A 17,958-nucleotide genomic window follows, 5' to 3' on the forward strand; every position below is an offset into this window, starting at 1 on the left:
CTCCTTTTAGAATCCGAGCATGGATCCGACTTGGTATATAACTAGTGTTAATACGTATGCAACCACAAGCGGGTAAACGACAGAGAAAATCGTCCACTTTAGAGATCCTGTTTCACGGCGAATAACCCCAACTGTTGCTAAACATGGTACATACAATAAAATAAAGAACATAAACGTATATGCTGATAATGTTGTGAAATGCGTACTAATCACGTTTCCTAATACATCTTCTTTCACAGAATAAATAATTGCCATTGTAGAAACAACAACTTCTTTTGCTAAAAATCCTGTTAACAGAGATGCAGCTGCTTGCCATGTTCCAAAACCAAGCGGCGCAAGAATTGGAGCAAATAATCCGCCAATCATCGCTAAGAAACTATCTCCCATATCTACACCGAATCCAGATGGACCAGCATAGTTTAATAACCAAATCACCACAGAACCGCCAAAGATAAATGTACCCGCTTTACGTACAAATCCTTTTCCTTTTTCCCACGTACTGCGCCATAACGTTTTTACTTGCGGCACACGGTAAGGCGGAAGTTCAATTACAAAAATAGATTTCTCTTCTTTTAAAACCGTAATAGACATAATTTTTGTAACGAGTAATGCAAGGATAATCCCAATAAGATATAAAGAAAATACAACAATCGCTTGACTATGCGGGAAAAAGACACCCGCAAATAATGCATATACAGGTAAACGGGCTGAACACGACATAAACGGTGTCACTAAAATCGTAAGCAGCCTCTCCTTTTCCTGTTCAATCGTTCTCGCTGCCATAATGCCTGGTACATTACAACCAAAACCGATAATCATAGGAATAAACGCTTTTCCGTTTAGTCCAAAAAACTCCATAACACGATCCATTACAACGGCAATACGCGCCATATATCCGGAATCTTCTAGTAATGAAATGAAGAAGAACAATACGAAAATTTGCGGCACGAATACTAATACCGCACCAACCCCTGCAATAATTCCATCTGTAATGAGCGCTCGAATGAAATCAGACGCACCAATATTCGTAAGTCCTGCTGTTACCCAATCTGTAAATGGACCGCCGACAAATGCATCAAATTGATCAGATAAAGGCGTTCCAATCCACGAAAACGTAACCTGAAAAATTAAAAACATGATTCCTAAAAAGATCGGAATTCCCAAAATTTTATGCGTAATTAATTTATCAATTCTTTCCGAAAAAGGAATGCTGCCTTCTTTTTCTTGACGAATCACACTTGTTTTCAACTTTTCAATATACGCTGCACGTACTCCGTATATGTGCTGATCTAGCGTAACATCTAATTCTTCTTCTAATGCAGATCGAATTGCCACAAGTTCGCTATATACATGTGATTGAACGAGTTCTTTCTCTACCACTTCGTTATTTCCTAAAAATTGAAGCGCAAGCCACCTTGCATGCTCATCATTTTCTCTCTGCAATATATCCATAACTCGCTGGATTCCTGTCTCTACCTCTTTACCATACGAAAGAATAAACGGTTTCTGCACCGCCTTATCGCTTTCATGAAGAGCAGCTAATAATTCCTCGCAGCCTTTTCCACTTCTTGCTACAACGGGAATAACTGTTACACCTAGCATTTCAGCTAACTTCTTTACATCAATCGCAATCCCGCGTTGTTTTGCCACATCAATCATATTTAAACCGATAGAAAGTGGTTTTCCAAATTCTAATAATTGCAACGTTAAATGCATATTACGTTCAAATTGAGAGGAGTCCACAATATTTAACATATGATGAAATTCTTCAGTTAACAAAAATTGTGTAACAACCCCTTCATCACGGGATACAGGATTTAAATCGTATATACCAGGTAAGTCTATTAACATTCCTTGCTTATCTTTTAACTTACCAATCTTTTTTTCTACGGTCACTCCGCTCCAGTTCCCAACATATTCATAAGAACCAGTAAGCGCATTAAACAATGATGTTTTTCCCGTATTTGGATTTCCTAGTAAAGCAACCTTGTTCACGCTAATTCCACCTTTATCATTTTCGCATCACAATGACGAATAGAAATTAATTGTCCACGACATTCTAATGTACACGGACCATTAAACATTGCCTTTTGTTTTACACAAAGCTCGCACCCTTCAGAAAATCCAAATGAAGCTAAACGGCGTTTTAACAATTTATCAAGAGATTGTAAATCTTTTACACGTAATTTTTCATCTATACTCATATCAACTAAGTTCATAAATTATCCCCCTAAAAGATAACGATAATTATTATCAATATCAATTATAACATGACTCTCTGAAAAAACACTATACAATATACTGTGAATTTATGACTATTTTTGTACAATTCCATCTTATTTAACTTATAAACCGCTGTTATGCAGAATAAAACATAACCCACTCTCGCCCTCCCTAAAAAGAAAGAGGTTTTCATTTGCCATTCTTATCCATTATTATTACAATGGTAGTAACAATCTAAGAATCTCGTTGTCACAGGGGGAGCCGCGGTGCTGAGAGGGGACAAATTGTTCCGACCCTTTGAACCTGTTAGTTAATGCTAACGTAGGAATTGTGCAAACGTATAGACGTAAGTAGTGTTTTACAATTTGTGTATTTTCATCCCCCTATGATAATGATTCTTCGTTTGTAACTTGGATGTAGGGGGATTTTCACATGCGTAACACAAATTTACAAGCAATGATAGAGGCAGCGATTCTTGCAGCATTTGCGTTAGTCATCGACATTTTGCCATTATCTATTAAGCTTCCAGCAGGCGGTTCGATCTCATTTGCTATGATTCCCATTTTTATTATTGCTTACCGCTGGGGATTTAAAGCGAGTTTCTTAAGTGGACTCGTTTGGGGACTATTACAAATTGTCGTAGGGGATGCAACCATTTTAACGCCGGTACAAGCGTTTATTGAATACTTCATTGCATTTGCCTTTATTGGCTTTGCTGGATTCTTTCATGCACCAATTCAACAAGCAATTGCTAATAAACAAAAAGCAAAAGCAATTATGTATATCATTATCGCTGCATTTATCGGCAGCCTAGCTCGTTATTTTTGGCACTTCATTGCTGGCTTTATTTTCTTTGGACAATATGCACCAAAAGGACAATCAGCTGTTTTATATTCCTTTATCTATAACGAAATTACAATGATTGGTTGTTTCACATTGTGTGCGGTTCTACTTGTCGTTTTATTTACAACAGCACCGCGCTTATTTACAAGCGCGAATATAAATCATACAAACAGAAAAAAGATTGCTTAAACAGCAATCTTTAGATTCTCTAAGTATTTCAGAAATAGTTATAATATAACGACACAAAAATCCCATTTTTCTAAAGTGGGATTTTTGTGTCGTTTCAAATCAGCGAAAGGAAAAAGATCTTTTATAACAAGCATTATCCCGTCATATCATATTTATCAAATTATACTTTATGGCATATTGAACAAGTTCACTTTTTTTAGAAAGATTAAGTTTGTTCAACATTCTCGTCTTATGAGTATCAACCGTTTTTATACTGATCGTTAATTCCCCGGCAATTTCAGATAATGAAAAACCTTGAACAAGAAGTTGCAATACCTCTCGTTCACGTGGACTTAAAATTACATACGGATTTCGACAATCTGTTTCGTTTTGCATTTTTTTTAGCATAGTTGAAATTTCCTTTGGACGAAGGTATATATACCCATCCATAACGGAATCAATAGCATTGTATAATTCTTCATCCACAGCTGCTTTAGGGACGTAGCCTGAAGCTCCCGCATTCATGATTGATGTTATATAATCCTCATCTTCATGCATGGTAAGTATTATAACTTTCGCTTGTTCATAGCGTAATTTAATTTCTGTTAGAACTTGAATTCCATCTATGCGTGGCAAAGATATATCTAATATCAAAATATCGGGCCGTAAATTGTCGTAAAGCCTTAGTGCTTCAAATCCATCAGCAGCTTCACCCACAACTTTTAAGGATGGCCTTTTTTGTAATAATAGTTTTAAACCAGCTCTCATCAAAGCGTGGTCATCAACTAGCATTATGCTAATTGTCTTTTCCATCTTGACCCCCTTCTCTCTGTTTTAATGGGATAGACACAATAACTTCCGTTCCGCCGTTATTGTGAGTTCTAATAAAAAATGAACCCCCTAGTAATTCTATCCTTTCCTTCATTCCATATATTCCGATTCGATTTTGCTGGCGAGCTTTTTCAAAATCGTCCTCATTTATACCGTGACCGTTATCATGGATGTTCAATAAGATCGAACAATCTCTTATCTCCATATTAATCACAACCTCAGTCGCAACTGTATGTTTCACTACATTGGTAAGACTTTCTTGAACGATTCGGTATAGTGCTACAGCAATATGACTATCTATGACGAAGACGTCATCATCAGGAACGTGTAGAGTTACCGTAAGAGCGCATTTTTCTTCAAACTTTCTTACGTATTTCCTTAATGCGGGAATTAATCCCATATCATCAAGGATTGGTGGCCTTAATTCTACTGCTAAATCTCTAATTTCTCGTAAAATACCCGCTGCTGTCTCTCGACTTGCATTAAGCAATTCCAGTTGCTCGTCATCTTTAGCTTCATTAGCCAAAATACGCATTGTAACCATTAGAAAAGTAAGGGCTTGGCTTGTTTCATCATGAAGTTCACGAGAAATTCTTTTTCTCTCCTCCTCATGAGCGGATAGTAGTTTCAAAATCAATGTATCTCGAAGGGCATCCTTTTCTTGAAGTTCCTTCAATAATTTCTCTACTGCAGTCCTAGAACTGATCAGATTGTCAGCCATTTCATTAAAAGCCTGCGCAAGTTTTCCAACTTCATCATCACCTACTGCTTTAGCTCTTAAGGATAAATTACCAGCTGATATGCCTGTTGCTGTATCAACTAAACTATTAATTGGCCGGGTAATGATACGGGTCACATAATAAGCTATCCCTGCCGCTCCCATGCAGACCAAAAATGTAGCAAAAACCAATTCTATTATTTTAGTAAAAATATAGCTTTTCGCCTGTTTTTCTGCCATCCCAACTCTAACGAACCCTACATCTCCCTCTTCAATCGGAACAAGTATGTCATGGATATTTCCTTCATCAGAAGTTAGGATAGCGTAATTTTCAGTATTAATCCCATCAGGCTTATGTGCGTTTAATATTCCTTTCGGCAGGTGCTTAGAGAATGTATTACCGACAAGAACATTATTATTGTTAACGACCAGTATATAACGAACATCTTTGTTAGTTTCCTGTGCCCGTGTAAGGAGAAGATGAATCGAATAGTAGTCGTCAGTCAAAATGTAATCCGAGGACAATGCTGCAATATTTTCGGCAATATTTTCACCACGTTTTTTTAGGTCTTCTGTCATAATTTTTGTAAGTGATTCCCAAATGATACATCCTAATACTAGGGCGAGAAAGAATAGCGAAATGAATATAGCTCCAAATATTTTTTGGTTTATTTGTAATTTATTCAGCCACTTCATAGATGACCCTCATATAACCTTGGTTCAAATGGAACAAAGCGATCAATGAACAACCCTTGAAACGCTGGTTTTATTATTTCTTGTTCGTGCATAGTAATGAAACTTTCTTTGATAATTCGCTTCTCTTCATCAGGTAAATTACTGCTGATAACAACAGGACCGGTACCAATCGGCTCCGTTTTTTCAATAATTTTCAAGTCCTTAATCAGCTCTGGATTTTTAAGTTTGGTATGCTCAAAGACTAAGCTATCAACAGCTGCAGCGTCAACAACTCCATTTATCACAGCGCTTAGTGAACTTTCATGGTTATATGTAAAAACATAACGACCGAAGAAATGCTCTGGTGTTTCACTTAATTCAGCTAATTTTTTCCTCACAAAAATATATCCGGAATAACTAGTTGGATCGCTAAAAGCAACGTTTTTCCCTCTCAAATCATGTATACTGGATATTTCATTTTTACGGTGTACGACGACATAACCATAATAATATGGAACTCCCATTCGCTCTTGCATGGCAATTGCTTCAAGTCCTTCAACATGTCTGTAGGTAATATATGCTCCTGTTGAAAGTATGGCTATATCAGCACCTCCATTCATCATCAACATACTAATTTCATTATAACTCTTGCGCTGAATTAGAATTACAGGTCTATGGAGCTTCTCTCCAATATAGTTAGCTATTTTCCTATAGTGCATAATTGTATCAGTCTTTGATAACACACTTGAAATTGCGATTCGTACAGGAGAGGGCTTGTCATCTTGTGAACCAACATCTATGGTATCAGATTCGGAGAAAACAATTTGAGGGTTTGAACGCTCATGCTGACATCCTATTGCAAGTAAAGTAGTAAGCAATATTAAAAAAATCCTCAACCAATTTGTCACACTTTCCTCCATTCTCGCAGGCGGGGAATTTATCTCGCTATTCGTGGGCAGTATACTCCCAGCTCAAAATTCAGCGAAAGCATTGTCCAGCTCCAGTGGCTAGAATCTCCGGCCGTTTCGCCCCCTCGGACGAGGCAAAAAAGCGCCTCGTCCGAGGGGGCGTGGGCGTCCTGCGATTCTGGGCGAGCCACTTCCGCTTTTCTTAAGAAGTTAGGTGGGAGATAAACTGCCCGTAAAAGCCCGATTGGTGAGAGCTGATAATCAGTGGGGGATGAAGAAAACCCCCACTGATTAAAGTTTCACTTTATGTATTATGTGAAAATCCCCTAATTGAATCCTACTTAATTTAGGATTTTTGCAGTTTATATTCATATATTACTTCAGGACAATATGCGAAATCTATGAAAGAATGCATCCATCACTCCTTTTCATGTCAGAGTTGTGACAAAAAATATATAAATACTTTCTTTTTACATCTCCCCTGACCGCTCCTATACATAGCCAATTCCTCCTAGGCCATTAAACAAGTGCTTTTCTGCCTTTTTTCATAGAGTGACTGAGTAGTTACAAAACAGATTTATATAGCCATGAATATTGTTTGTAAGATAAATTCTGACAGACCCTACTATTTTATCCTACATAAAATCAGATATTTACTGATAGTTTAACGAATTGGTATATAAGATAATGTAACAAAGGAGGTATGATATAACGCAAGTATCTTTGAAAACGCCTTCACCAAATTGGCATTCTATTTATATACTAAATTTCATGCTAATCTAAGTTTTTTCTGTAAATCAAAGTAAAGAAATCGAGGTAGATAGTATGTTCTCATTTTTGAAACCTAAAATCGCTACTACAAAAATAGCACCCGATCAGGTTCAAAAAACCTATAAGCTTTTCAGGCTACAATCTTTATTAGGAGTGTTCTTAGGTTACATAGCTTACTATATAGTACGTAACAATTTTGCCTTATCTACTCCTTATTTGAAGGAACAACTCAACCTTAGTGCTACAGAAGTAGGATTATTAAGCAGTTGCATGCTTATCGCTTATGGGGTTAGTAAGGGTTTGATGAGTAGTTTAGCCGACAAAGCTAATCCTAAAAGGTATATGGCGCTTGGTTTGCTTCTGTGCGCTATGGTCAATATTATGATGGGATTCAGCACGGCATTTTGGATGTTTGCAATTCTCGTTGTTTTCAATGGATTTTTTCAAGGAATGGGAGTTGGCCCTAGCTTTATTACTATTGCAAACTGGTTTCCTCGTAAGGAAAGAGGAACGATTGGTGCCATATGGAATATTTCTCACAATATAGGCGGGGGTATCGTAGCACCTATCGTTGGTATGAGTTTTGCTATGTTAGGCGCCAACCACTGGCAAGCGGCAAGCTATCAAATTCCAGCTGCTATAGCCATTGTTATTGCTCTGATCATACTAACCCTTATTAAAGGCTCACCGGTAAGTGAGGGCTTGCCTCCTTTAAATGAAATTATCAAGGACGAATCTGATTCGAAAACACAACAAAATGCTGATTCAAAACCGCCAGCAGACATGAGTACCTGGGAGATTTTTAGGAATTATGTTTTATTTAACAAAAATGCATGGTTTGTTTCCTTCGTAGATGTTTTCGTTTACATGGTTCGTTTCGGTATTATAAGTTGGTTACCTATTTATTTGTTACATGTAAAACATTTCACTAAAGAAGAGATGAGTGTTGCCTTTTTATTCTTTGAGTGGGCAGCTATTCCTTCTACTCTTCTGGCTGGTTATCTATCCGACAAATTATTTAAAGGGCACCGTATGCCGCCAGCAATCATTGCTATGTCAATGATACTCATCTGTATCATTGGTTACTGGCAAAGCACATCTCTACATTGGGTGACTATCTTCGCTGCCATTATTGGATGCTTAATTTACATTCCACAGTTTCTAGCTTCAGTACAAACGATGGAAGTAGTTCCACCTTTCGCTGTTGGCTCTGCGGTTGGTTTGCGAGGTTTTATGAGTTACATTCTAGGTGCATCTTTAGGTACTACCCTCTTTGGTGTAATGGTTGACAAGGTAGGATGGAATGGTGGTTTCTATGTATTACTAGCAGCAACTGTCTGCTGCATCATATGCTGTATATTAGCCCATCGAGGAGCAAAAGAGCTAGAATACAACAAAAAACAGGGACTCCACTCCTAAAACAACTCTACTTCGTTAAAAAAGTAAGTTTTACTACTGGCGTTTAAAACGAGTCTGTACCAATTGTTTTGCTCAGCCAAACGATTGGTACAGACTTTTCGGCTACAGAAATCTATTTATCTAGCCAACTTAAACAACCTGACAATTCTTTTAAGAATTGTCAGGTTGTAAAAAAAGATTGCTGATTAAGCAATCTTTTTTTGTGTCTCAGTTTTCCAAGTTACTTTCCTAATATGACTCTCTGTTTCTTACCATTTCAGGAGCTTGAGAATGGAGTGCGCAGCTGCTCTCAAAATTATCCTTACCGTTTTGCTTATGAATCCAAGATTTCATCTCATTCCATAAAACAACTCTATGCACATCATACCCTATGTGATATTGCTCATTTATGTTCTCTTTGTCATTCTCATTCCATTTGTACCATACTACTTTATCGCGTGAATCTACTTGTATTTCTCGCCGATCAATTACAGTTGTACAATCCTTATTATTAGCTAACATGATCGCATCATTCTCTAATAATAAAGCAAGAGCCGCTGAGCGCTTCCCCATTCTCTTTCTCCTTTCAGTTGTAGTGCCTAACGTCTTATTTCCCTAAAATGTGTGTGCTTTTCATAGATAATTTTATTCAAAATAAGACCGCTAAACTATCGATTTACCTTACAAAAAACCTTACATTTTTGTAAGGTTATAATTATCAATAACAATATACAAATATAGAAATTTCACTTGCAATCCTATGTAAATCACCGCTATACAGAATACAGCATGACCGCTACTTGCTTGCTCCCTTTGTTTTAAATCATGGCATGCGGTAGGAAAAGGCCCTGACCGCTGCTATGCATGGCCAGATGCTCTCGTCCTCCCCTAAAAAGAAAGGGGTTTTGATGTTGTTTTTTTAACTTATATATAAAGAGATATTTGCTTTTTAGTTCTTACAATCTTCCCTTCTCAAACTGCAATTCCTTATACCTATTCACAATTTTCGTCATACAAAATAATAGAATCATATAAAACAGAACTGGGATCATAATAATTCTTGGTTCAATCATGAGCTCTACATAATAATAGCTAATTAAATTGGACCATTCGTTTAAATATGGAAAATACAAATTAAATTCATCATGCGCTTGCCCGGAAACAATCTTCGTTCCTCCAAGAAACAATTTAAAAATAGACAAATGCAGCATAAGAAGGAGCACTTGTACCATTTGCTCCCCAACTTGAAATACAATTTGGGGGCCTAATGCCTTAATAAGATGCGTTCGAAATACATGCCCTTTACTTCCACCCAATAAGAATGAGCTTTGCACATACTCCTTCTGCCAAAGTTGCTGAATTTCTTGCTGAAATAACCGTGTTAAACTCGGAATGGCAACGAGAATGATCACAGCAATTTGTATATATAATAATTGAACATTTGTGACGACCTGCTCCGTCCGTATTTCATATATAACGAAAGGAGTGAGTAAGAGGAAGCAAAATATTGTTTGCGGAAATAGCTGTAAATTCATTACAAAGTGATGGAAGAAAGTTGATTTTCTTTTTACATTACTTATTAAAAAACCTATGCATAGCGATACAATAACTCTTACAACCGCAACAAATAACGCAATTAAAATCGTATATTTTGCCCCGTCCATTATCTTATAAAATAAGTCTTCTCCTCTTCGATCTGTCCCAAACCAATACTCACGAGATGGAGAGAACGGTGCCGCTTCTACAAGTGTGTCATTTTCATCATAACGATATTGCTTCATCGCAGGTTCATGCTGTACATATGGCAGGAAAAAACTGATAAGAAGCAAAAGAAAAACAACGGTAACAAATATAATATGGAAGTACCTACGCATACATCTTCTCCTTTCTCCATTGTAGAAATAGAACGACTCCATAAATAGGTACGATAAAAAGTAAAAGCAAATACACAATGACCGCTGGATCTTGACCGCTCGTTATAATGGACAACATCCCTTTTGCATGAAACAGATATTCAAAAATGAGCAAATTTGTCACGAGAACTAGCAATATATATTGCATGTGATTCATAACAGAAACAATAACATTACGAAAAATATGCTTACATAAAATATACATTTCACTAAAACCTCGCGCCCTTGCGAAAGTAACATAATCTTTCTTTTGTTCCTCACGGATAAGTAATAATTGCAGTTGGAATAATGAGATAGTCGGTAAAATAGATAGAATGAGGATCGGTAGCACGATGGATGGATTTTGTTCTGTAGAAATTGGATTCAATACTAGAAAGTCTATATTTCGATATACACTTACAACGAGAAGCTGAATAAAGAAAATAAGAAAAACATCTGGAACTGTTTTAAGAACGGATACAAACCCTTCTATTATTATGCGAATATTTCTTGGTAGAATAGCAATTCCTATACTACTGATAGCCGCTAACAAAACGGATACAACGAATGCGCCAAAAATAAGTCCCATCGAATATACATAAGGCTTCATCACAACAGGGAAGAGGGGATATTCTCTTTTTTGCATCACAAATACTTCTACATGATCTGGAATGGTCCTGACTTGCGTTGCAATCGTCATCTTTAGCTGCGAAGGATGCAATATCGAAGAGAAAACATTTGCCATTTGGGAGAGAAACGGTTTCACATGAAATCCAACATCTTTTCCATCTACAAATAATGTTGGCAGACAGACTAACAGCGTAAATGTCACCATAAGCAAACAAATATGAATAAGAATCGCTATAAGTTTCCGCATAGTTCACCTACTTTTTTTACTCCATTATATTCTAAATATTCCGTGTTTTCTATTTAAAGTAAGTACTCTATTTTTTGACTTTTTCCTATCAATCCTTTACAGTCAAACTGTTCATAAGTTTACAATGTAGGGGGATCTCAATGGATATTCAAATAAAAGACACTTTACTCTCACAAGAACAGTTGCAAGAAAAAGTAAAAGAATTAGCAATGCAAATTGAACGTGATTTTGAAGGAGAAGAAATTTTTGTGATTGCTGTATTAAAAGGTTCTTTCGTATTTGCAGCAGATTTAATTCGCCATATTAAAAATGACGTAATAATTGACTTCATTTCCGCATCTAGCTATGGAAACCAAACAACAACAACTGGAAAAGTGAAGTTACTAAAAGACATTGATGTAAATATTACTGGTAAAAACGTAATCGTAGTAGAAGATATTATCGATTCTGGTTTAACGCTTCACTTCTTAAAAGACCACTTCTTGATGCATAAACCAAAAACGTTAAAATTCTGTACGCTTCTTGATAAACCAGAACGTCGTAAAGTTGATTTAAAAGCTGAATATGTTGGCTTCGTGATCCCAGATGAATTCATCGTTGGCTACGGCATTGACTGTGCTGAGAAATATCGTAACTTACCATTTATTGCGTCAGTTGCAACAGAGAAATAATACGACATATATACTTAGCAAAAAAGGAGCTAGCTCAAAAGGTACGTAAGTGTCTTTTGATGTCAGCTCCTTTTTCTACTACTCCCTGCTTACAATTTTAAAGTAAGAACGAACCGTTAAGAAGTAATAGCCAATATAGATTACACTGTACACGCCGATACTCATTAATAGCGGAATTAAGATTTCAAACGGCAATAAGTTTGATAATCCTTTTAGCGCAAATAAGCTATGTAAAATTCCAACTAGCAATGGAATCGCAAAAATAAAGAAGATCTGTTTTGCAATTGCTTTCTTCATTTCGTTCTTCGTTACTCCGATTTTACGAAGAACGACGTAGCGGTCACGGTCTGCATTTGCTTCTGTTAACTGTTTGAAGTAAATGATAGACCCTGTTGCAAGTAAGAATACAAGTCCTAAGAAAACACCGATGAACATCATCATACCCGTTGCTTCCATTCCGTCTTTAAAACCTGTATAGAAATCTCTATATGACGGTGCAGCTTCAGACTCTCTCGGCATAATCTTTACTAACTTCTCCGTTAATACTTTACTGTCTTTCTCATTTTTCACATTAATATTTTTAACAACTCTCGTTTCAGCTGTCTTTTTCGCTTGCTCGTATACATCATCTGGCACAACAACAACTAATTCTCCTAAATTCGTAACATTACGACCTTCAGCACCTTTAATTGTTAATGCCTTCGTTTCATTCCCAATAGGAAACACTGCCTTGTTTCCTTTATATGCTGTACTAAACTCATATCCTTCGCTGTACATACCATCAAATACAAATGCTTCTTCAGCAGTTAAACTTACCGCATCCACATCCATTTTTTTCGCAATTTTATTGAAGGCGGATTGCGACACAAGTTGATATCGTTCTGTCATCATATAATGAGCATTCATACTTATATCTGCTTTTTCGCCCGCGAATGTCCCTTTCACTGGCACCATTTCCAATTCGAATTGCTCTGTAATTGGATTATGCTTTTTCTCTTCTGCGAAGATTACATTCACCTTTTGTTCGAAAGCTGCATCTTTTTTCTCATAAGAAAAACTATACGGCGCAAAATCTTTCGCCTGAGTAAATGTATTATAATACGTCGTAACAGATGTACCAACAGCCGTTAATGTTACCGCGCTCAAAATAGCAATTGTCGCCAAAGATTTTGCATTTCCTTTCATGCGGTATAAAAGCTGAGATGTTATTACTATATTCATTCCATTATAAAAGGATGATTTATGATTCCTTGTTCTTTTTAAAACAATAACTGTAAAGAACATAAATAATAAATACGTACCAAGTACAGTCGCAAATAAAATATAAAATGCAATCATCATGAAATCTGCATATTTAATAAATTTCGTGAACATAAGTGATAAGAAATATCCAGAACCAATTAAGAATACAGCGATACATGCGATAATAATAGATCCTTTCGGCATTCCTTCCCCTTCACGTTCAGCACGAAATAGTTCAATAAGTTTAAAGCGATAAATTAAACGATATCCTTGCAGCGACGTATATAAAATAATGACAAAGAAAACAACTGCTGTATCAATAATCGCTGCTATCGGCACCTCAAAATGAACTTGTAAATCAAGTCCCATCAAGCCTACTAATAATTCAAGAAATAACTTAGACAGTACGCTGCCAATTACAATACCAATTACTAGCGACATTAACCCCATTAACATATTTTCATAAAACAGCATTTTCCCAATTTGGCGTTTACGAATTCCTAGTAAAGAATATAAACCAACTTCTTTTTTTCGTTTACGTGTAAAGAAACCATTGGAATAAATAATAAATACCGCTACGAAAATAATGAGCATCACGCTAGAAACTTGGAATGCACCGCTAATTTTCTTTGACCCTTCCGCTACTTTTTCCATTTGCGTATTATATTGAAGCGATGCAAATGTAAAATAAATGACGATACTAAAAATCATCGACATAAAATATAAAGCATAATCTTTAAAGTTACGCTTTATATTGCGAAGGGCAATGCTAGATAACGTCATCTACTGCACCTCCAGAGATTGTAGACATTACGTCTAATACTCGCCCGAAAAATTGCTTGCGTGTTAATTCTCCTTTGTGCAGTTCTTTAAATAACTCACCATCTTTAATGAAAATAACGCGCTTACAATAACTTGCGGCAAATGCATCGTGCGTAACCATTAAAATTGTCGATCGGTCATATTCATTTAATGCTTTTAAACTCTCCAATAAATCAGTTGCAGACTTAGAATCTAGCGCCCCTGTTGGCTCGTCCCCAAAAATCATACTTGGATTTGTAACAATGGCACGAGAAGCTGCACAGCGCTGTTTTTGCCCACCAGATACTTGGTATGGATATTGATCTAAAATATGATCAATACCAAATTTCTTCGCGATTTCAAGAACAAGACGGTCAATTTCACTTGTTTTTACTTTTGATAGCGCAAGTGGGAGCGCAATATTTTCTTTCACCGTTAATGTATCTAATAAATTATAGTCTTGGAAAATGAACCCTAAGTGATCACGACGGAACAACGCTAATTTGTCATCATTCATTTTCACAATATCATTTCCATCAATTAAAATTTCACCGCTTGTTGCGTTATCAATTGTAGAAAGAACATTTAATAACGTTGTTTTCCCTGATCCAGACGGCCCCATAATTCCAACGAACTCGCCTTCTTTCACTTGCAAGTTAATGCCTTTTAACGCTTCGTATTTATTTCCACCGGTACTATATACTTTTCTAATATCCTTAGCTTCTAACACTGTCTTCATGACTATATCCCCCGCTTTATCTTATCTCATCATTACTGTTGCCACGATCACACTTCCTTACACAATTAGAATTGTTATATAAAAAATTATATTAGAATTCTTTTCCAAATCATCTTGTTACTATAACATTCCCAATAATAACCGGCTATCTATTTCTCTTACATAAACCTTACATTTATGTAAGGTTTAAAAAAGCCACTCTTCTAAATGGAAAAGTGGCTTTATCTTTTTTCGTAAATTTTATTGTTATTTAAATACAGTATAATAAATAAATTATTGATATAAGATCTATATGATAATCGTGCCCTTCATATTATTATTACAATATAATATTTTATCTATATACATTAGGAGAAACACTCTTTTAAAACAGAACTTTTTTCATGCCTTATGCTTGCTGTATAGCTTGATACAACAGATGTACATAATCTTGAATCATTCCAATCGCTTTATATTCGTTTCATTCTCTTTTTCAAAAGAAGTTGACGCATTTTAAACATGGTAGAGGAGCACAGAAAAATAGCGATTAGCGTTCCATATAATTGGCACTCTAATCGCTCCTGTTTTACATTACGATAATGAACTTTGCTCACACAAATGACCTGCACACCAATTCATCTTTGATATACAGGTCATTTGTATAATAATTGTTATACATAATTGCTAAATAATGAACTTACATAAATGCTTTTAAAAGCTCTTGTACGAATGGAAGTAATCCACCGATAAATTTTAAAACTGCCATTGCGATTGCCATATGACTTCCTCCTCTTTTAAATATTAAGATGTGTTACGTCTTTATGCTTTTATTATAGTAAGCGCACATGTATTTATCAGTAAATTTTAATATAAAATATTTCATATTAAAATTTATACTTTTAACAAGCCCACAAAACAACCACATCTGGAATTTATGATTTGCGGGATAATTCATGTAAAAAAATAAAAGAAAATTGAGATGATGTATTGTGATTGATTAGTTCTGTTCGTAATGGGGCAGTAACAGCGTCTCTTATTCCTTTACTCGAAATGATTTGTGATTGGGGACTTACCCATGTAGACGCGTGTGTTATGTGATGGTGAGTAATCGAGGGGTTGGCAAAAACGTAGGAAACAACATATATCTGTTCAGGTGAAAATCCTTTAAATATAAAAACAAGGAAAGCTACTCTCTTTCCTTGTTTTACGTTATTATCAAAATACTTCTTTATTCTATACGCCCATCTCTTTCTTATAAGCAAGATAAGAATACAGCATTGTGATGACCACACCGCCTAAAACAACAGTCAGTATGATATATGATCCCCAAGTAACAGGAGCAAAAATACTTCCGCACATGATAATCCCTAAAATCATAAATACTTTCCCGCTAAAACGGTGGGTTTTACGCCATACTTCTTCATTGCTTAATGTCCACGGAGTACGAATGCCGATGAAATAGTTTGGTTTACATTGCGGTAAATAGTTGCCTATCACTAAAAATAAAACGCCAACTAGCAATCCTGAAAAACGATTTATCCGTAAATCATAGCCGAGTCCGCTTGCAATAATATCTATGTTCACGATGAACAATACAACGAGGACACTGTAAGTGATCATTGCAAAACTTTTCGAGAATTTTTTATAATTCTCTCTCTTTGGATCAATCTTTGGAACAACATTGAGCAATATATAAGTTCCAATCATAATTCCAACCATCAACAACATCCCAGTTAATTTAGAGGAATAACCATCTGGAGTGTTACCGCTCCAATGCGTAGCGATTGTATCCGGAAGATGTGGCCAAGAAATAATCCAAGCAAATATTGTTATGCTAATAAGTATAATGGCAAAAATGTGTTTCTTCATTTTGTTTCTTCTCCTCTACCATACTTTTATGATTTTCCTTCTAATCCTACTTCTTTTTTATAAATAGAATGTGATTTTATCGCCGGGATTATGATGCCTAACAATACAATTCCCGCTCCAATAAATATATTAACAGGGTCTTTGAAAAGCGCCGCAGCATACACTAAGAAGCCTGCGATTACCATTGATTTCGAAGCAAATCGATGTGTTTTGCGCCATACTTCTGTATTCTCTAATGCCCAAGACGTGCGAATCCCGATTAAGTAATTCGTTTTCGCTTGCTGCATGTAGTTCCCTACTATAATCGATAGCGTACCAAGTGCAAAATTGAACATTACCGAACCTTTCACATCATAGCCCACTGAATAAAGTATACCTAATATATTAGATCCGAATATAGTAATAAAAATCATATAATTAATCTTGAAAAGAGCCTTCGCAAAGTATTTATACTCTCCTTTTGTTAAATCAATTCTTCTTATGAAAATCCAAACAATATAGAAAAAAATCATACTCCCCATCGAAAAAGATATTATGCTTACTTTAGAAAAATATCCGTCCACTTCTCCTTCTGTATTATAATGCCTTGGAATTTGCTCTGGTAAATGCGGCCAGGCAATATACCAGCCAATTACGATTGTGAAAATGAACAGCCATGGAACGATATGCTTCCTCACTTTGCATCCCCCCTCTATTCTTCCCTATCCGTAAACGTAAACACCCACGTTAATAAATCTTGAAACACAGTCGTGTTTAATGAATACACAACAAACTGTCCTTTTTTCTCATCTTGAATAAGCTCTGCGTTTTTAAGCGCATTTAAGTGATGAGAGATACTCGGCTTTGTCATGTTGAAGTGATCGGCAATTTCTCCTGCTGTTAAGTCGCCTTCTTTTAATAAGTCTAAAATTTTGCGCCTTGTTGGATCTGCTAACGCTTTAAATGCTTGATTCAATGTCTTTCTTCCTTCCGTTAATTAGACATTTAGATATTTATCTAAATATTAAATTCATTTCTTACATTTGTCAATTGCTTGAATGCCTAGCAAACTAATATGTTAAAGTACCACAAAGGAAAATTTTCTCAATATCAATCCCGGAAATCTTCCATAAAAACTATTCGAAATAATCAATCAATAATTTATAATAACTTTTAAACTCGTCATTGTAATTATAAAGTGAAACTTTAATCAGTGGGGGTTTTCTTCATCCCCCACTGATTATCAGCCCTAACCAATCGGGCTTTTACGGGCAGTTTATCTCCCACCTAACTTTTTAAGAAAAGCGGAAGCGGCTCGTTCAGAATCGCAGGACGTTGGAGCCACTGACAGAGAGGCGCTTTTTGCCTCGTCCG

At 36.0% G+C, this 17,958-nt stretch carries 16 protein-coding genes, 2 pseudogenes and 1 riboswitch; of the genes and pseudogenes, 3 read left to right on the forward strand and 15 right to left on the reverse strand.

Features of this window, described 5'->3' with window-relative positions; genetic code table 11:
• Positions 1-6: 6 nt before the first annotated feature.
• Both feoB and MR076_RS04235 read right to left on the reverse strand, forming a co-directional pair.
• The gene (gene feoB, locus MR076_RS04230; protein ID WP_242217983.1) at positions 7-1,995 is read right to left on the reverse strand and encodes a ferrous iron transport protein B; all 1,989 of its coding nucleotides are present in this window, start codon (positions 1,993-1,995) and stop codon (positions 7-9) included.
• Positions 1,992-2,219 carry a FeoA family protein gene (locus tag MR076_RS04235; protein ID WP_242217985.1) on the reverse strand — a complete coding sequence of 76 codons (228 nt, stop codon included), beginning with the start codon at positions 2,217-2,219 and terminating at the stop codon, positions 1,992-1,994. Before MR076_RS04235 ends, feoB begins: the two co-directional genes overlap by 4 nt.
• Before the next feature lie 248 nt (positions 2,220-2,467).
• A riboswitch (TPP riboswitch) is annotated at positions 2,468-2,569 on the forward strand.
• Between the two features lie 86 nt (positions 2,570-2,655).
• On the opposite strand from MR076_RS04235, the gene thiT reads away from it, so the two are divergent.
• Positions 2,656-3,255 (forward strand): energy-coupled thiamine transporter ThiT, encoded by a 600-nt coding sequence (gene thiT / locus MR076_RS04240; RefSeq protein ID WP_242217987.1) that lies wholly within the window; start codon positions 2,656-2,658, stop codon positions 3,253-3,255.
• A gap of 141 nt (positions 3,256-3,396) precedes the next feature.
• Here the strand turns inward: thiT and MR076_RS04245 are convergent, their stop codons facing one another.
• From MR076_RS04245 to MR076_RS04255, 3 genes are read right to left on the reverse strand one after another with little or no spacing between them, the layout of a single operon-like run.
• The gene (locus tag MR076_RS04245) at positions 3,397-4,047 is read right to left on the reverse strand and encodes a response regulator (protein WP_242217989.1); all 651 of its coding nucleotides are present in this window, start codon (positions 4,045-4,047) and stop codon (positions 3,397-3,399) included.
• Positions 4,031-5,479 carry a sensor histidine kinase gene (locus tag MR076_RS04250; RefSeq protein WP_242217992.1) on the reverse strand — a complete coding sequence of 483 codons (1,449 nt, stop codon included), beginning with the start codon at positions 5,477-5,479 and terminating at the stop codon, positions 4,031-4,033. Before MR076_RS04250 ends, MR076_RS04245 begins: the two co-directional genes overlap by 17 nt.
• A complete protein-coding gene (locus MR076_RS04255) occupies positions 5,476-6,366 on the reverse strand; it encodes a substrate-binding domain-containing protein (RefSeq protein ID WP_242217994.1) in 891 nt (296 codons plus the stop codon). Before MR076_RS04255 ends, MR076_RS04250 begins: the two co-directional genes overlap by 4 nt.
• Before the next feature lie 825 nt (positions 6,367-7,191).
• Here MR076_RS04255 and pgtP point away from each other — a divergent pair.
• Positions 7,192-8,556 (forward strand): phosphoglycerate transporter PgtP, encoded by a 1,365-nt coding sequence (gene pgtP, locus MR076_RS04260; RefSeq protein WP_242217996.1) that lies wholly within the window; start codon positions 7,192-7,194, stop codon positions 8,554-8,556.
• A gap of 228 nt (positions 8,557-8,784) precedes the next feature.
• Here pgtP and MR076_RS04265 read toward each other — a convergent pair whose 3' ends face one another.
• The 3 genes from MR076_RS04265 to MR076_RS04275 all read right to left on the reverse strand — a co-directional run bounded on the left by MR076_RS04265 (position 8,785) and on the right by MR076_RS04275 (position 11,304).
• Positions 8,785-9,108 carry a hypothetical protein gene (locus tag MR076_RS04265; protein WP_242217998.1) on the reverse strand — a complete coding sequence of 108 codons (324 nt, stop codon included), beginning with the start codon at positions 9,106-9,108 and terminating at the stop codon, positions 8,785-8,787.
• A gap of 383 nt (positions 9,109-9,491) precedes the next feature.
• Positions 9,492-10,409 carry an ABC transporter permease subunit gene (locus MR076_RS04270; RefSeq protein ID WP_242218000.1) on the reverse strand — a complete coding sequence of 306 codons (918 nt, stop codon included), beginning with the start codon at positions 10,407-10,409 and terminating at the stop codon, positions 9,492-9,494.
• Positions 10,402-11,304: an ABC transporter permease subunit gene (locus tag MR076_RS04275; protein ID WP_242218001.1), complete on the reverse strand. Its 903-nt coding sequence runs from the start codon at positions 11,302-11,304 to the stop codon at positions 10,402-10,404. The genes MR076_RS04270 and MR076_RS04275 overlap by 8 nt, the downstream gene beginning before the upstream one ends.
• 140 nt (positions 11,305-11,444) lie before the next feature.
• Between MR076_RS04275 and hpt the strand changes: the two genes are divergently transcribed.
• Positions 11,445-11,975, forward strand: coding sequence for a hypoxanthine phosphoribosyltransferase (gene hpt / locus MR076_RS04280; RefSeq protein ID WP_242218003.1), 531 nt, complete (start codon positions 11,445-11,447; stop codon positions 11,973-11,975).
• Between the two features lie 78 nt (positions 11,976-12,053).
• On the opposite strand, the gene MR076_RS04285 is transcribed toward hpt, so the two are convergent.
• From MR076_RS04285 to MR076_RS04310, 7 genes and pseudogenes are all read right to left on the reverse strand, one after another.
• The gene (locus tag MR076_RS04285; protein WP_242218006.1) at positions 12,054-14,000 is read right to left on the reverse strand and encodes an ABC transporter permease; all 1,947 of its coding nucleotides are present in this window, start codon (positions 13,998-14,000) and stop codon (positions 12,054-12,056) included.
• Entirely contained in the window at positions 13,987-14,757 is a 771-nt protein-coding gene (locus MR076_RS04290) for an ABC transporter ATP-binding protein (protein ID WP_242218008.1), read from the reverse strand. The genes MR076_RS04285 and MR076_RS04290 overlap by 14 nt, the downstream gene beginning before the upstream one ends.
• A 394-nt stretch (positions 14,758-15,151) precedes the next feature.
• A pseudogene (locus MR076_RS04295) lies at positions 15,152-15,338 on the reverse strand (IS4 family transposase); the annotation flags it as partial.
• 95 nt (positions 15,339-15,433) lie between these two features.
• Positions 15,434-15,619 (reverse strand): annotated as a pseudogene (locus MR076_RS26505) (hypothetical protein).
• 350 nt (positions 15,620-15,969) lie between these two features.
• Positions 15,970-16,605 carry an SdpI family protein gene (locus tag MR076_RS04300; protein WP_242218011.1) on the reverse strand — a complete coding sequence of 212 codons (636 nt, stop codon included), beginning with the start codon at positions 16,603-16,605 and terminating at the stop codon, positions 15,970-15,972.
• Positions 16,606-16,631: 26 nt separating this feature from the next.
• Positions 16,632-17,282 carry an SdpI family protein gene (locus tag MR076_RS04305; protein WP_242218013.1) on the reverse strand — a complete coding sequence of 217 codons (651 nt, stop codon included), beginning with the start codon at positions 17,280-17,282 and terminating at the stop codon, positions 16,632-16,634.
• Between the two features lie 14 nt (positions 17,283-17,296).
• On the reverse strand, positions 17,297-17,560 hold the full coding sequence (locus MR076_RS04310; protein WP_242218015.1) for an autorepressor SdpR family transcription factor: 264 nt from the start codon (positions 17,558-17,560) through the stop codon (positions 17,297-17,299).
• Positions 17,561-17,958 lie beyond the last annotated feature (398 nt).

Origin of the sequence: Bacillus cereus group sp. BfR-BA-01380 (assembly GCF_022663535.1) — a bacterium.
GTDB classification, from domain to species: Bacteria; Bacillota; Bacilli; order Bacillales; family Bacillaceae_G; genus Bacillus_A; species Bacillus_A cereus_BB.

What these genes read in the sequence shown, in the direction of transcription:
- MR076_RS04235 (WP_242217985.1), bottom strand. Translation starts at nt 2,219, where the DNA reads ATGAACTTAGTTGATATGAGTATAGATGAAAAATTACGTGTAAAAGAT.
- thiT (WP_242217987.1), top strand. Translation starts at nt 2,656, where the DNA reads ATGCGTAACACAAATTTACAAGCAATGATAGAGGCAGCGATTCTTGCA.
- MR076_RS04245 (WP_242217989.1), bottom strand. Translation starts at nt 4,047, where the DNA reads ATGGAAAAGACAATTAGCATAATGCTAGTTGATGACCACGCTTTGATG.
- MR076_RS04250 (WP_242217992.1), bottom strand. Translation starts at nt 5,479, where the DNA reads ATGAAGTGGCTGAATAAATTACAAATAAACCAAAAAATATTTGGAGCT.
- pgtP (WP_242217996.1), top strand. Translation starts at nt 7,192, where the DNA reads ATGTTCTCATTTTTGAAACCTAAAATCGCTACTACAAAAATAGCACCC.
- MR076_RS04265 (WP_242217998.1), bottom strand. Translation starts at nt 9,108, where the DNA reads ATGGGGAAGCGCTCAGCGGCTCTTGCTTTATTATTAGAGAATGATGCG.
- MR076_RS04270 (WP_242218000.1), bottom strand. Translation starts at nt 10,409, where the DNA reads ATGCGTAGGTACTTCCATATTATATTTGTTACCGTTGTTTTTCTTTTG.
- MR076_RS04275 (WP_242218001.1), bottom strand. Translation starts at nt 11,304, where the DNA reads ATGCGGAAACTTATAGCGATTCTTATTCATATTTGTTTGCTTATGGTG.
- hpt (WP_242218003.1), top strand. Translation starts at nt 11,445, where the DNA reads ATGGATATTCAAATAAAAGACACTTTACTCTCACAAGAACAGTTGCAA.
- MR076_RS04285 (WP_242218006.1), bottom strand. Translation starts at nt 14,000, where the DNA reads ATGACGTTATCTAGCATTGCCCTTCGCAATATAAAGCGTAACTTTAAA.
- MR076_RS04290 (WP_242218008.1), bottom strand. Translation starts at nt 14,757, where the DNA reads ATGAAGACAGTGTTAGAAGCTAAGGATATTAGAAAAGTATATAGTACC.
- MR076_RS04300 (WP_242218011.1), bottom strand. Translation starts at nt 16,605, where the DNA reads ATGAAGAAACACATTTTTGCCATTATACTTATTAGCATAACAATATTT.